The sequence below is a fragment of the Paenibacillus macerans genome (genome assembly GCF_050565405.1).
In the GTDB taxonomy this organism is placed as follows: Bacteria; Bacillota; Bacilli; order Paenibacillales; family Paenibacillaceae; genus Fontibacillus; species Fontibacillus macerans_B.
In genome coordinates this window covers 91,869-104,639 of record NZ_JBNYYG010000011.1, presented here as the reverse complement: position 1 = coordinate 104,639, position 12,771 = coordinate 91,869, and the positions used below count along the sequence as shown (strand labels likewise).

General features: G+C 55.7%; 15 protein-coding genes. 4 read left to right on the top strand and 11 right to left on the bottom strand.

The window, feature by feature from the left end; all coding sequences use genetic code 11:
* Nucleotides 1-3: 3 nt before the first annotated feature.
* Genes ACQ4N8_RS09935 through ACQ4N8_RS09925 form a run of 3 tightly spaced genes read right to left on the bottom strand, consistent with a single transcriptional unit; the run spans nt 4 to nt 2,951 of the window.
* Nucleotides 4-1,197: an efflux RND transporter periplasmic adaptor subunit gene (locus ACQ4N8_RS09935; protein ID WP_430704193.1), complete on the bottom strand. Its 1,194-nt coding sequence runs from the start codon at nt 1,195-1,197 to the stop codon at nt 4-6.
* Nucleotides 1,198-1,214: 17 nt separating this feature from the next.
* Nucleotides 1,215-2,099 carry a carbohydrate ABC transporter permease gene (locus tag ACQ4N8_RS09930; RefSeq protein ID WP_430704192.1) on the bottom strand — a complete coding sequence of 295 codons (885 nt, stop codon included), beginning with the start codon at nt 2,097-2,099 and terminating at the stop codon, nt 1,215-1,217.
* A 24-nt stretch (nt 2,100-2,123) separates the two neighbouring features.
* Entirely contained in the window at nt 2,124-2,951 is an 828-nt protein-coding gene (locus ACQ4N8_RS09925) for a carbohydrate ABC transporter permease (RefSeq protein ID WP_430704210.1), read from the bottom strand.
* Between the two features lie 310 nt (nt 2,952-3,261).
* Here ACQ4N8_RS09925 and ACQ4N8_RS09920 point away from each other — a divergent pair, with 310 nt between their 5' ends.
* Nucleotides 3,262-4,188 carry an L-lactate dehydrogenase gene (locus ACQ4N8_RS09920; protein WP_430704191.1) on the top strand — a complete coding sequence of 309 codons (927 nt, stop codon included), beginning with the start codon at nt 3,262-3,264 and terminating at the stop codon, nt 4,186-4,188.
* A 126-nt stretch (nt 4,189-4,314) separates the two neighbouring features.
* Here the strand turns inward: ACQ4N8_RS09920 and ACQ4N8_RS09915 are convergent, their stop codons facing one another.
* The 3 genes from ACQ4N8_RS09915 to ACQ4N8_RS09905 are packed head-to-tail and all read right to left on the bottom strand — an operon-like array spanning nt 4,315 to nt 6,280.
* Nucleotides 4,315-4,491: a DUF3898 domain-containing protein gene (locus ACQ4N8_RS09915; protein ID WP_430704209.1), complete on the bottom strand. Its 177-nt coding sequence runs from the start codon at nt 4,489-4,491 to the stop codon at nt 4,315-4,317.
* Between the two features lie 55 nt (nt 4,492-4,546).
* On the bottom strand, nt 4,547-5,806 hold the full coding sequence (locus tag ACQ4N8_RS09910) for an MFS transporter (RefSeq protein ID WP_430704190.1): 1,260 nt from the start codon (nt 5,804-5,806) through the stop codon (nt 4,547-4,549).
* 18 nt (nt 5,807-5,824) lie between these two features.
* Nucleotides 5,825-6,280 carry a CBS domain-containing protein gene (locus tag ACQ4N8_RS09905; RefSeq protein WP_430704189.1) on the bottom strand — a complete coding sequence of 152 codons (456 nt, stop codon included), beginning with the start codon at nt 6,278-6,280 and terminating at the stop codon, nt 5,825-5,827.
* A 165-nt stretch (nt 6,281-6,445) separates the two neighbouring features.
* On the opposite strand from ACQ4N8_RS09905, the gene ACQ4N8_RS09900 reads away from it, so the two are divergent.
* Genes ACQ4N8_RS09900 through xerS form a run of 3 tightly spaced genes read left to right on the top strand, consistent with a single transcriptional unit; the run spans nt 6,446 to nt 8,713 of the window.
* Nucleotides 6,446-6,883 (top strand): MarR family winged helix-turn-helix transcriptional regulator, encoded by a 438-nt coding sequence (locus ACQ4N8_RS09900; protein WP_430704188.1) that lies wholly within the window; start codon nt 6,446-6,448, stop codon nt 6,881-6,883.
* A gap of 54 nt (nt 6,884-6,937) precedes the next feature.
* Nucleotides 6,938-7,597 (top strand): spermine/spermidine synthase, encoded by a 660-nt coding sequence (locus ACQ4N8_RS09895; RefSeq protein WP_430704187.1) that lies wholly within the window; start codon nt 6,938-6,940, stop codon nt 7,595-7,597.
* Between the two features lie 33 nt (nt 7,598-7,630).
* Complete coding sequence (xerS, locus tag ACQ4N8_RS09890; protein ID WP_430704186.1) at nt 7,631-8,713, top strand: tyrosine recombinase XerS; 1,083 nt, start codon at nt 7,631-7,633, stop codon at nt 8,711-8,713.
* 76 nt (nt 8,714-8,789) lie between these two features.
* On the opposite strand, the gene mobB is transcribed toward xerS, so the two are convergent.
* From mobB to ACQ4N8_RS09865, 5 genes are read right to left on the bottom strand one after another with little or no spacing between them, the layout of a single operon-like run.
* Nucleotides 8,790-9,296: a molybdopterin-guanine dinucleotide biosynthesis protein B gene (gene mobB, locus ACQ4N8_RS09885; protein WP_430704185.1), complete on the bottom strand. Its 507-nt coding sequence runs from the start codon at nt 9,294-9,296 to the stop codon at nt 8,790-8,792.
* A 31-nt stretch (nt 9,297-9,327) separates the two neighbouring features.
* Nucleotides 9,328-10,599 carry a molybdopterin molybdotransferase MoeA gene (locus ACQ4N8_RS09880; RefSeq protein WP_430704184.1) on the bottom strand — a complete coding sequence of 424 codons (1,272 nt, stop codon included), beginning with the start codon at nt 10,597-10,599 and terminating at the stop codon, nt 9,328-9,330.
* Nucleotides 10,596-10,943, bottom strand: a complete 348-nt coding sequence (locus tag ACQ4N8_RS09875; RefSeq protein WP_430704183.1) for a hypothetical protein — start codon at nt 10,941-10,943, stop codon at nt 10,596-10,598. The genes ACQ4N8_RS09880 and ACQ4N8_RS09875 overlap by 4 nt, the downstream gene beginning before the upstream one ends.
* 32 nt (nt 10,944-10,975) lie before the next feature.
* Nucleotides 10,976-11,908 carry a dihydroorotate dehydrogenase gene (locus tag ACQ4N8_RS09870; protein ID WP_430704182.1) on the bottom strand — a complete coding sequence of 311 codons (933 nt, stop codon included), beginning with the start codon at nt 11,906-11,908 and terminating at the stop codon, nt 10,976-10,978.
* Entirely contained in the window at nt 11,905-12,600 is a 696-nt protein-coding gene (locus ACQ4N8_RS09865) for a dihydroorotate dehydrogenase electron transfer subunit (RefSeq protein WP_430704181.1), read from the bottom strand. The genes ACQ4N8_RS09870 and ACQ4N8_RS09865 overlap by 4 nt, the downstream gene beginning before the upstream one ends.
* Between the last annotated feature and the right edge of the window lie 171 nt (nt 12,601-12,771).

Sequence of the window (12,771 nt, the reverse complement as noted above, 5' to 3'; positions counted from 1 at the left end):
CGCTTAACCGCCTCCTTCCTCCGCATCATCATCGGTTGCGGCCAGTACCCGGTCTCCTTCCGCCACCGGCTTGCTGCTGGATACGACCACTTGATCGAGCGGCGTCACGCCGTTGGTGATCGAAGTGAGCCGATCATCGCTGTCACCGGTTTGAACCGACGCCCGTTGCAATACGTATTCGCTGCCCAGCGGACCTTTTTTCTCCTGCAGCAGCAAAATATAGGGTCCATTGTCGTCCTCCCGAACAGCTTCGTTCGGCAGAAGGGTCCGGAACATGTCCGTCTGCTTGACGAGCGAAAATTCTCCGGTTTCCCCGCCTTTAAGCCGGTCGTCGGAGAGCGAAAACGTAACGACTTTTCCCGTCTTGCCGGTTGAACCGGATGGGCCGGACGTTCCGGCCCCTTCGCCTTGCCCGCTTGAAAGCGAGGCATCGCGTATCTCGGTCACTTTTGCGGGAATCCGCGCGTTGTTTAGGGCACTGAACAGGATCTCCGCTTCGTCCCCAACCTCCACATACGGGGCTTTGCTTTCATCGATGGTTGCCGTCAGTTGAAGTCCCCGGGCAAGCTCGGCGATGCGGACGGCCGCTTTCCCGGAAGACACGGGCGCCCCTTTGACTGCATTCACTTCGGTGACGATACCTGAAACCGGTGCGGTTAGCCTAGAAAATTCGGCCAGATCTCGCTGCAACTTGGCGATTTGCCGAGCCAAAATCTCCAAGTCCAGCTTGGCGCTGTCGATATCGCGGGAAATGGTGGACAATGCGGCTTCTCCGCCGCTCCGCACGGCATCCTGATAGCTCTCCTGCAGCTTTTCGATGACTAGTCTTTTTTGCTCGTACCTCGCCTGGTTGTCTTTGAGCGCATCCTCCGCATCCCGGGTTTCCATGCGGCCCAATTCTTGCCCGGCCTCCACCGAATCGCCGATGTCGACGTTCACCTCGCTCACCGACCAATTTGTTTCGACATAGATATCTGCTATTTCCACCGCCTCCACAATCCCGGAGCCCGTCACCTCATGCGACAGGGTCCCCTGCTGCGCTCGCTGGACCGTAACTTCGGCCAAAGACAAGTTCAATAAAGAGTTGGAGAAGAAGGTTAACGCGCCCATGACGAGGACAAAGGTCCATATCGCCCGGCGGATGCCCTTTTTTTGGGCTCCTTCCCAATCGTTTAGGGCTAGGGTTGAGTCTTTCATGGTTTCCTCCTACGAAACTATCCTTTAATTCCGGAAAGCTGAATGCCTTCCACCAAATACTGCTCGGCATACAGGGCAATCAGCAGCAGCGGCAGCATGTAGATGGCCGAGGCGGCAAAAGCGATGCCGCGTTCCCCTTCGCCGATGACCGATAAATAGACCGACAACGGCTGCTGAATGGCTTCGTTCAAAAAAATCAGCGGCTGCTCCACCATGTTCCAGTTATCGATAAACACGAGAATAGACAGCGCCGCTACCCCGGTGCCGCACATCGGCAACACGACCCGGGTGAAAATATACAGATGGCCGGCTCCGTCCACGCGGGCCGCTTCGATGTAGCTGTAAGGCACGAACATCATGAACTGCCGCAGCAGGAACACGCCAAAGGCGCTGAAGATGCCCGGAAATATGATCGCTCCACTGGACCCGAGCAGCCCCAGCCGGTCGGCGATGATGAAGTTCGGGACCAGCGTCACCTGGAACGGCATCAGCATCGTCACGATGTACATAAAAAACAGCGGCTCGCGGAAGCGGAAACGCAGGTGAGCGAAAGCGTAGGCAGCGAGTGCGGCAACGGCGATCTGGCCCGCGATGATCGGTGCCGTGATTTTCACGGAGTTCCAAAACATAAACAGAAATTGCGGCCTGCCGATCAACACATCGTAATACTGCGACAGAGCGACGCGTTGCGGGATCCATTTCATGCGCGCATATTCGCTGTTATCTCCGCCTTCCGCCTGAGCCGCTTCGCCTCCGGCAAGCGGGGCATAATTCGCCGCAATCTCGCTTTCCGTCATGAACGAATTGGCAAAGGTCAGCAGCAACGGGTACAGGAATAACGCCGTCAATACGATGAGCAGCAGGACCACGGCGGATTGCCTGAGCATGCGGGTATAACCCATGCCGATTGTCTCCTTTCCATGTAGCTACAGCGACTTCGCGATCCGGCGTTCCGTCAGGAACAGGATCCACACCAAAAGCATGATGGCCAGCGCCATTAAAAAAGCCGCCGAAGTCAGCTTCTGATAATCCAGTGATTTAAACATGTTGTTCATGTAGTGCTGAAGCATGTAGATGCTGGAATCCGGATAATCGCCTGCAATCAGGTACGTCTCCCGAAATACCTTAAACGAGTTAATGATCGACATGATGAATACGAAAAAGGCCGTCGGGGTTAAATAAATCAGCGTGATCGACCGCCACTGCCGGAATTTCCCCGCACCATCGATGGACGCGGCTTCGTAATAGTCGGCCGGAATGTTTTGCAAACCCGCCAGCAGCAGCACCATGTTATAGCCGATGTTTTTCCACAAATAGACGATCATGACAACCGACATCGCCGCTCCGCTCTCCATCCAATCCCTGGTCTCCATTCCGTAGTGTGCAAGCCATCCGTTCAGCGTGCCATGCAGATCAAACAGCGCTTGCCACACCAAAACCACGGAAGCCACCGGCACGACGAGCGGACTGAGGAACGAGATCCGGAACATGGAGCGAAACGGTAGCTTGCGGTTCAGCAGCATGGCCAGACCTAGCGATAGCAGCATATTGAGCGGTACGCAGATCGCCGTGAAGATAAAAGTGTTGGCCGCCGCGCGCCGGAATACGGGATTGCCCAGCAGATCACGGTAATTCGCCAGTCCGGCAAACGAACCGTTGACCGGGCTGTCCATCAGCGAGTAGTAAAAGCCCATGGCAAACGGGATCAGAAAAAAGACCGCGAATCCGGCCAGGCTGGGAAGCAGAAACAGCATCGCCGTGAGTCCTTCCTTACGTCGCCATCCTTTTAGCACATTGATTCCTCCTTTCCGCAGACCTATTCTGCCACGCGAAAATTAGAAGTCGCTTAGAAGTCGGTTTCCGTTCAAATCTCCTTTAAAACTGAATATTCCACATTTTACTTTAAATTAGGAGTATCTTTCGGGTACAATGAAATTGGGGAAAAATACATATCGCGGCGTTTTGGCGCGAGACTGGTTTTGCCTGCCAGTTGCGGCATGAAGGGTTATTTCACCGGCAATGGCGTAACCTAAGGGCTAGAGAATAACTTGAGGAGATGAAAAGATGAAAAACAAACTGCGTTCCAGCCGGGTCGTGATTATCGGAACGGGAGCCGTAGGCGCCACGACGGCTTATACGCTCTTGCTGAGAGAACGGATTTCCGAGCTCGTGCTGATCGATGCCAATAAGGAGAAAGCTCTCGGCGAAGCGCTGGATATGAACCACGGCTTGCCGTTTACCGGCGGGGTCAAGATTTGGGCCGGCGATTACAGCGATTGCGCCGATGCCGACGTGATCGTGATCGCCGCAGGTGCCTCGCAGCGTCCGGGGGAAACGAGAATCGATCTGCTCAAGCGGAATGCCGGCATTTTCGACAGCATTGTTCAGAATATCGTAAAATACAACGATCATGGCATTATCCTGGTAGCGACCAACCCGGTCGATATTTTATCGTATGTCACGCTGAAGAAAAGCGGCTTTCCGTCCAACCGGGTCATCGGCTCCGGGACCTTGCTCGACAGCGCGCGTTTCCGTTACTTGATCGGGCATAACAAGAAGATCAACCCACGCAGCATCCACGCGCACATTATCGGCGAACACGGCGATTCGGAATTACCGCTGTGGAGCTTGGCCAACGTGGCCGGGATCGGGCTGGAATTTTCCGACGAGGATCGCGAAGAGATCTTCAACAATACGAAAAACGCCGCTTACGAAATCATTAATGCCAAAGGGGCGACTTCGTACGCGATTGCGCTCGCGCTCGACCGGATCATCGTCTCCATCCTGCAAAATGAAGGCTCTGTCCTGAACGTTTCGACGCTGCTGACCGATTACAACGGCGTCTCCGACGTTTACCTCGGCGTGCCAAGCATCGTCGACCGCACCGGCGTCCGTCAGGTTCTGGATTTGCAATTGAGCGACGAGGAACTGACTCAGTTCCACGCTTCCGCCAATAAGCTGAAATCCGAGATCGCCAAGCTGGAGCTTTGATTCGGAAATTAAACATTCTCATCAAAAACGCCCAGACGCTGGAAATTACAGCGTAACTGGGCGTTTTTCAATCTAATTAACTCGATGAATTATATTATTTCATGTCATTAAAATTAGTGCGGTGTCTTAGAACGGCGGCGCATCATCGTCCTCTTCCTCCACCATCTTGTCCAGCAAGCGCTGCGCGGCGACCTCGAATGCTTCCGGCTGCAGCAGCACCACCGGCGAGAACGCTTTGTCGAACGTAAAGGAGCTGCCCTCCAAGATCACGGCATACCGCCCGCTCAAGCGGGCGATGTGGATCTGGTCGCTGCAAAAGCTCCGGGCAAACGATGCCTATAAGATGTTTCGTGCCGGATTAGTGGCTGGATTCCACCCCATCGACATGCTTGACATGCTTGTGGTTGGCCGCAATAAACAACACGGCCAGCAGTACGAATCCGGCCCCTACGATAAACGGCACATGCGGATTGTACCATTCGGCCAGCTTGCCCGCCAGGAACGGAGCAACCGCACCGCCGAGAAAACGCAGGAAGCTGTAGGCCGCGGACGCCGTTGATCGTTCGACGGGAGAAGCGTTCATCACGCCCGTGGTGATCAAGGTATTGTTGTTTCCAAGCAACGCTCCGGCAACAATGACGGCGGCGATGATGACCCACTGCGTGTCCGTCCAGATCCCCATGGCCAACAACACGAGCGCAAACATAACCAGCATGGCGCACATCGATTTGACCGTCCCGAACCTTTGCTGGAGTTTCGGTGCGGTAACGACCGAAGTAATCGCAAGCAGGATACCCCAAGCCAGGAAGACATACCCGAGCCCATGTTCATCCAGCCCCATCACGAACGGCGCATAGGCCATCAGCGTAAAAAAGCCGAAGTTATAAAAGCAGGCGGTTAATCCGAACACGACGAGGGAGCGGTGACGCATCGCCCGGAACGGAGCGAGGATAGACATGCGCGCCGGCTTCGTGCCTTCTGCGGAGGTTGCTGCAGGCATTAGCAGGCTGAGGCCGATAAACGCGACGACCATCAGCGAAGCGACGCCAAGGAACGGCCCTCGCCATGAAATGGCGCCGAGCCAACCGCCGACGAGCGGACCGACCGAGATGCCGAGCCCAACCGCGGCCTCGTACAGGATCACCGCTTTGGCGGTCCCGCTTCCCGACAGGGTGACGATCGCGGACAGCGCGGTCGCCACGAACAGGGCGTTGCCCAGTCCCCAGCCGCCGCGCAGTCCGATGATCGTCCATACGTCGCCGGCCATGCCGCCCAATGCGGAGAAGATGGCGATCACGACGATTCCGGCGAGCAGCGTCCATTTCATGCCGATCCGCGAGGAAACCGCTCCGGTGATCAGCATGGCAACCGCCATCACGGCGTTATAGCTGGTAAACAGCAAAGTGACTTCGCTTGCGGAAGCGTTCAGGTTTTGGGCGATCGCCGGCAGGATCGGATCGACGAGCCCCAGCCCCATAAAAGCGATGATCGAGGCAAAAAAAACAGCCCAAACGGCTTTGGGTTGTTTTAATAGACCGGTTTCGCCAAGCTCCGTTTGGCCTGACGTATTCGTTTGCGTTGCTCGATAAGATGCGGGTTTAGATGTAGATGATGACATGACGACTCCTTTCGCTTGTTACAATAAAGATTTAAATGAATGTCTGATCACATCTCCCCGGCTAATGATTCCGACTAGCACTCCGTTACGTTCGACCGGGAGCTTCTTGATTTGCTTCTTGCCCAGGATCGCCGCGATGTTCTCAATTTCTTCATCCCATGAAACTTTGTACACTTTCTTCTTGCCGATCTCTTTGACGTTCAGGTCCAGCAACCTTTGCGCCCGTTCTTCAAAGGCCTCATGGTCCCCTTGAAAGACGGCTACGTAATAAATGGAATCCACGACCACGTCGCGGTGTTTGCCGATGTAGCGCATGATATCGCCGTCGCTGATATACGACACAATTTCGTTTCGTTCATTGACGACCGGCAGCCCGCTGATGCGGTGTTCGATGAATCGCTCGATGACGGAGCGTACCGTGTCGCTTTCTTTTACTTTATAAACCTGCTTGATCATAATTTCATGCGCTTGCATGCATATCCCCCTCATGTAATTGTATTATACAACTACTTAAGATTTTGTCAATCTCCCGCCGCGGGATACTGAAGCGCCAATGCGCTTCCCGCCTGGGTTTCTTTTAAATTCCCCTAGCCTTATGGTACGATAATCATATCAAAACAGGCTGTGAGGTATTCCAATATGGATCAAAAATCGCTGGAAACGATAGAGTTGCAAATGGCCATCTTATACCGCCGGATCACCACCGTCACCGCAGCCAAGAAAACCGGAAATTTGGATCGTTCCGCTTACTTGCTGTTACATCAAATTATCGCTTACGGCTCGGTTGGCGTAAAGGCGTTAGCCGACGAATTTCAACTCGATATTTCAACCGTCAGCCGCCAAGCCGCTTCCCTGGAGCATAAGGGTTATGTGCGGCGCAAGCCGGATCCGGACGATCGCCGGGCTTATTTCCTGGAAACGACCGAGCTTGGGGCGAACGAATATCATGCGTATAAGCAAGGGAGGATCAATCGGATTCAAGAGCTGATCGACGATTGGCCGGAAGAGGAAACGGCATTATTCGCTTCGCTTTTGCAAAAATTCAATCAAGCCATCATCAAACAGGCCGATCGCTAATCATCCAAGTTAACATAATATTTATTACGTACACTTAATAAGGAGGGGAACATCATGAATCATGCGGATCATCCCGCCCAAATTATGGAACGGGCCGTGACGCCCCGCGGTGAAATTCAGCTGCAGCGGCGCGGCGAGTACTACGAAATCATCAGCAACGGAACGTTTCTGATGGCCACCTATAACGGCGAATCGGAGCGTTTGCTCGTCCGCCGCGCTTTGCAGCAGGTCCCTGAGCCGGATCAAGTGCTGATCGGCGGGCTGGGCGTCGGCTTCTCGCTGCAGGAGGCTTTGCGCGACCCGCGGGTACGCGAGGTCACCGTCGTGGAGATCGAAGCCAAGGTCATCGAATGGAACCGCTCCTTCCTGGCTCCGGTGTCCGATCATGCGCTGGCCCATGGCAAAACGCGGCTGATTCATGCCGATCTCGTCGCCTGGCTGCGGGAAACGGAAGAAACGTTCGATTTGATCTGCCTGGATATCGATAATGGTCCGGACTGGAACGTAATCGACGGCAACGCCTCCCTCTATGATTCAACCGGCTTGGCGGCTTTACGCGGCCGGCTGAAGGCCGGAGGATGCATCACGTTTTGGAGCGCGACTCCCTCGCCCGATTTTGCCGCGCGGCTGCAAGCTTTTTTCGGTAACGTGGACATCGGCGAAGTCCCGCAAAGCCATGGCGAACCGGATTATATTTTTCTGGTGCGCCCATAATGGAAATCCATCGGGATCGGAGGTGCTTGGCACTTGAATATCCAAAAAGGAATCGACCGCAAGAAACTCGACGAAAAAACGATTCAAATGCCGTGGTTCGTCCAGCAATTCATCGATTATAAGCTGCCCGACCTGTCCCCCTCCACGCTGCTGGAGTACGTACGGGATTACGAGCAATTCTTCGGCTGGCTCCGGGCGGAAGGCTTGTCGGCGGCGCAATCGAACGCCCGGATCACGCTGCTGGAGCTGGAAACGCTACATATGGAGAGTGTGATCGGTTATCGCTTGCATTTGACGACTCGAACGCAAGGCACGAACTCCAAAATCACGGTATCGCGAAAAATGTCGTCCTTGCGCTCTCTGTTTCACTACTTAAGCCAAATTGCCGAGGACGAGAACTTTTATCCGCTGCTGAAGCGCAACATCATGGCTAAAGTGGAAATCAAGCGCATTCATAAACCCAAGGATACGGCGGCCAAGCTCAAGGGCAAAATCCTCGAGGAGGACGAGCTTCTGGAGTTTATCGCCTATATCGCCGAGGGCTACGGCCGGGATATCGCGGACAATAAGCAGGCTTTGTACGCCTATGAGCTAAACAAGGAGCGCGATGCCTGCATCGTCAGTCTGATCCTGAATTCCGGGCTGCGCGTTTCCGAGCTCGTGAACCTGAACGTAAACGATTTGGATCTGGCCAATAAGCTCATATACGTGTACCGCAAAGGGAACAACGACGAGACGTTCAAAACCCCGGTTTATTTCCGGGAGCAATCCAAGGATGATCTCGCCAGTTACTTGACGCTGCGCCAGACGCGGTATCATACGCCAAAACGGGAGAAAGCGCTGTTCGTCGCCGTCCCCAACGGGCAAAAAGAAGGCAAACGCATGACCAAACGAGCCATTCAGGCGATGATCATCAAATACGCCAAACGGTTCGGCAAGCCTTATCTCACCGTACATAAGCTGCGGCATTCCTTTGCGACGGATTACTATTTGCAGAACGACATCTACAAGACGAAGGAGCAACTCGGCCACGCTTCGACGGAAACGACTGAGGTGTATGCGCATCTGACCGACAAAACGATGTCTGAGGCCATCGAACGCCGGGCCGGCGGTTAAGCCTCGGTCTCAATTTCTTGGCATACCAAAGAGAGGACTTCCCTGCATATTATGCGGGAAATCCTCTTTGCGTTTGTTACAGAAAGTTCTGCCCGATATACCGTGCGATCCGCTCAATCTCGTCCCTTTGGAACCGAATCGGTCCGGCAGCCCCATGGTCCGCATGCTCGGGGATGCTGCCGTGAGCTTCCTTTTGCACGACCGCGCATACTTGCTGCAGCTCCCGAATGAGCGATTCGTCCTCCGCAGAGCGGAGCAGCACCATTTTCGGATAAGGCTCCTGCTTAAACCCCTCGACCAGGATTAAATCGTAGTCCGCAAAATGGCGGATCAAGTCCTCGAGCGGCGTCTCCCGTTCTTCGATGATCGCCGTTCGCCACGGCGAGGTGACCGCGGCCGCAGCAGCCCCGGCTTGCCGGTGGCGAAACGAATCCGTCCCTTCCCGGTCGGCGTCGAACCCGTGCAGATCATGTTTGATGACGGCCACACGAATATTCATGCCGTTGAATAATTCCAGCAGTCGGCCGATTAACGTTGTTTTGCCGCTGTTCTTATAGCCTACAAATTGAATAACGGGTGCCATTGAAGGTTCCTCCTTCCTGCCAAGCGCCTTGCTAGACGGCGCCTCCCGGCAGCTTCAGCACGGTCACGCTTTCCCCCGCCTCTTTGCCTTCATTGGCCGGAGGAATGACGATCAACGCGTCGCTATCCTTAATCGTGATCATGACGCCCGACTCATCCAGCTCCGCCGGATAAGCATATAACTTCCCTTCGCGAACTTCGAGGCGGCCGCGGACGAACCGGGTAAAGTTGTTGATCTTGCCGTAAGGCCGTCCGAGCTCAGCAGTCAATTCGGGCAGGAACGGCTGCGGGATCCCGAGCATCCGGCCGATTGCCGGCCGTACGAACAGCTCGAAGCCGACAAAGCAGGCTCCCGGGTTGCCCGACAGCGCAAACAGCAGCTTCCCGTCCTTGACGGCGGCCGTCGTCACGCTGCCCGGCCGCATCGTAACCTTGTTGAACAGCATGTCCACGCCGCTGCCCGATACCAGATCGGCCATAATGTCAAAGTCTCCGACGGACACGCCGCCCGTCGTGACCACCGCATCGTATTCGGCGAAAGCGGCTTCCACCCGCGCTTTGGCCTGGGCGAGATCATCTTCGATCGCCTCGAAGATGTAAGGCTCGCCGCCCGCTTCGCGGATTTGGCTGAGCAGCATATACGTGTTGCTATTGCGGATTCTCCCGTCCTGCAGAGGCTCATCGATCCGCAGCAGCTCCGAGCCTGTGGAGAAGACGGCGATCCGGGGCCGCTTCATCACCGAAACCCGGTGCAGGCCAAACGTGGCGAGCACGGAAATTTCGCCGGCCGAAAGCTTCCGCCCGGGCTCCAGAATGACATCGCCTGCGGCTAACTCCAATCCGACCGGGGTAATGTTCTTGCCTGTTTCAATTTCCCGGATCAGGCGGATGTACGTCTTCCCCTCCTGCTTCACCGTTTCGGTCATCTCGAACATGACCACCGCATCCGCTTCATCCGGCACTTTGGCCCCGGTCATGATGCGCGCGGCCTTCCCGGGCCCCAGCTTGACGTTCGGCAAGGAGCCGCAGGGGATTTCGTCCACGACCTCCAACAGGACCGGATGATCCGCCCGGCAATCTGCGGTATCCGCGCTGAGAATGGCGAAGCCGTCCATGCCCGAGCGGCGAAAGTGCGGATACGGATGCGGGGCCGCAACCGGTTCGGCCAGGACCCGCCCAAAGGCGTCCGGCAATGCTACAATTTCGGACTGCAGTCGAACGGCGTAGGGCAAAATCATCTCCTGCGCTTCCTTCACCTGCAGCGCCTTGCGGCGAAATTTATCTTGAGCCGATGTCGTCGTCATGATTTTGTCCCTCCATCGGTCCGCTGGTCTCGCAAATACCGGTCCAGCAACTCGGATGTATGGCGGGAGATGGAGAGAATCTCTTCCTTGTTCAAATCATCGTAGTGGATGCCCATGACCACGGTAACGGTTCGGTCGAGCGCTACGGCGGCACGCCGGGCAAAATCTTCGCTCAGCGTATGCTCCTTATGCCCCGGCACGGCCGAGGTTTGTACTTCGGCGCCTTCGCCCGACGGAAAAGAGGTCGATGCGGCCCCAATATGGGCTACGCCGCCGGTGACGAGCAATAGAAGATCGCGACCTACCGGGATCGCTTCCAGCTTAATATCATCAAATAACAACATGCAGCCCCCTTAAATAAAGCTATGCCTTTATTTTACAGGATTCCGCGGATTTCGTCCAAAGTGTGGATGCCTTCCCGTCGCATCAGCGCTTCCAGTTCGCCGATCAGTTGTTCTCCGGCGCGCAAATTCACGAAGTTATGGGTACCTACCTGAACGACGGCTGCGCCGGCCATGATAAATTCGAGGATGTCCTCCGCGCTGCCGATGCCGCCCATGCCCATGACCGGAAACGTGACGGCGCGGCAAACCTGATGCACCATCCGTAAGGCGATCGGCTTGATCGCCGGCCCCGACAGTCCGGCGTACCGGTTGTCGAACACGCTGCGCCGCTTGCGGATATCGATTTTCATCGCCGAAAACGTATTGATCAGCGATACCCCGTCGGCGCCCTCTTCCTGGCACATGACGGCCATGTCGACGATGTCTTCGGCATTTGGCGACAGCTTGACGACCAGCGGCAGTGTCGTAGCCAAGCGTACCTGGCGCACGACCTCGCGGGCGATTTCCGTCTTGATCCCGTAAGCCATGCCACCCGCCTTCACGTTCGGACAGGAGATGTTGAGTTCGATCATATCGACGGCCTGGCGTCCCTCCCGCTTACGCACCGCGGCATCCTCGTCGATCAAGCGGGCGCCTTCGACGTATTCCTCGATCGTGTTGCCGCCCAAATTGACGATGCGCGCAAGGTCCAGCCGCTCCCAACGCGGGCATTCCTCCCGCAGGAACGCGGCGACGCCGGGATTCTCCAAGCCGACGCTGTTCAGCATCCCGGACGCCGTCTCCCACACCCGGATGCCGTCATTCCCGGCCTTCGCATGCAAAGTCAAACCTTTGCCGGACAAGCCGCCCAACCGATTGATATCATATAATGCTCCGTACTCTTTGCCGAACCCAAACGTACCGGAAGCCATTACGATCGGATTCTTGAAAGGCACGCCGGCGATGCTGCAAGATAAATCCATCATTCGAACACGACCTCCTCCGCCAGAAATACGGGACCGTCCGCGCAAGCCTTCTTGCGACCGTCCCGGCATTTGACGCTGCAAACGAGGCAAGCGCCGATGCCGCAGGCCATCCGGTTCTCCAGCGATACATACACCTTCGCGCGGCTTCCCGCCTCTGCCTGCATGCGCTGCACCGCATGCAGCATCGGATGCGGCCCGCACGCAATGATCGTATCGTAGGCATGGAAATCCAGTTTGTCCAGGATCGATCCGCCGACATCAACCACCACCGGCCCCCCGGCCGCTTGCCGGAATTCTTCAACCATGTAAGCCTCGCGGCTAAAGCCGAGGTATACGTCGGCTTCCGGCGCCTCTTTCAGCGCATAAAAAAACGGAGCGATCCCGATCCCTCCGCCTACGAAAGCCGTTTTCCCCGCGAGCTCGGGAAAGCCGTTGCCGAAAGGTCCATCCAGCGCCAACGCATCTCCGGGCTTTAACCGGGATAATAACGCGGTCCCTTCGCCCGCCACTAAATATAAAAAGTCGATCCGGTCCTCCGCCAAATCGAAGATGCTGATCGGCCGGGACAGTAACGGATACCGCTCTCCGGCGCGAAGCATGTAGAACTGCCCCATTTTGCCCGAAAACCGCCCTTGCGCACTTAACCTGAACACCCCTTGCGCGACCTGCTGATTGCTAATCACTGTTGCCATGGATCCACCTCTTCCTACTTCTGCTTCATCACAGAATGCAATTTTTCGGGACGATTCGTCTGTGATCTTTTTCACACCGTTTCTTTCGAGGAATCCTCGGCTAACCGGATTTTTCCGATTTTATAATTTCAGGCGGATTGGATATAACTGATAGGAGTAAGTATCGTCATC

Excerpts from the sequence above, each read along its gene's own strand:
- ACQ4N8_RS09935 (WP_430704193.1), bottom strand. The coding sequence starts at position 1,197 with ATGAAAGACTCAACCCTAGCCCTAAACGATTGGGAAGGAGCCCAAAAA.
- ACQ4N8_RS09930 (WP_430704192.1), bottom strand. The coding sequence starts at position 2,099 with ATGGGTTATACCCGCATGCTCAGGCAATCCGCCGTGGTCCTGCTGCTC.
- ACQ4N8_RS09925 (WP_430704210.1), bottom strand. The coding sequence starts at position 2,951 with ATGCTGTTTCTGCTTCCCAGCCTGGCCGGATTCGCGGTCTTTTTTCTG.
- ACQ4N8_RS09920 (WP_430704191.1), top strand. The coding sequence starts at position 3,262 with ATGAAAAACAAACTGCGTTCCAGCCGGGTCGTGATTATCGGAACGGGA.
- ACQ4N8_RS09910 (WP_430704190.1), bottom strand. The coding sequence starts at position 5,806 with ATGTCATCATCTACATCTAAACCCGCATCTTATCGAGCAACGCAAACG.
- ACQ4N8_RS09905 (WP_430704189.1), bottom strand. The coding sequence starts at position 6,280 with ATGCAAGCGCATGAAATTATGATCAAGCAGGTTTATAAAGTAAAAGAA.
- ACQ4N8_RS09900 (WP_430704188.1), top strand. The coding sequence starts at position 6,446 with ATGGATCAAAAATCGCTGGAAACGATAGAGTTGCAAATGGCCATCTTA.
- ACQ4N8_RS09895 (WP_430704187.1), top strand. The coding sequence starts at position 6,938 with ATGAATCATGCGGATCATCCCGCCCAAATTATGGAACGGGCCGTGACG.
- mobB (WP_430704185.1), bottom strand. The coding sequence starts at position 9,296 with ATGGCACCCGTTATTCAATTTGTAGGCTATAAGAACAGCGGCAAAACA.
- ACQ4N8_RS09880 (WP_430704184.1), bottom strand. The coding sequence starts at position 10,599 with ATGACGACGACATCGGCTCAAGATAAATTTCGCCGCAAGGCGCTGCAG.
- ACQ4N8_RS09875 (WP_430704183.1), bottom strand. The coding sequence starts at position 10,943 with ATGTTGTTATTTGATGATATTAAGCTGGAAGCGATCCCGGTAGGTCGC.
- ACQ4N8_RS09870 (WP_430704182.1), bottom strand. The coding sequence starts at position 11,908 with ATGATGGATTTATCTTGCAGCATCGCCGGCGTGCCTTTCAAGAATCCG.
- ACQ4N8_RS09865 (WP_430704181.1), bottom strand. The coding sequence starts at position 12,600 with ATGGCAACAGTGATTAGCAATCAGCAGGTCGCGCAAGGGGTGTTCAGG.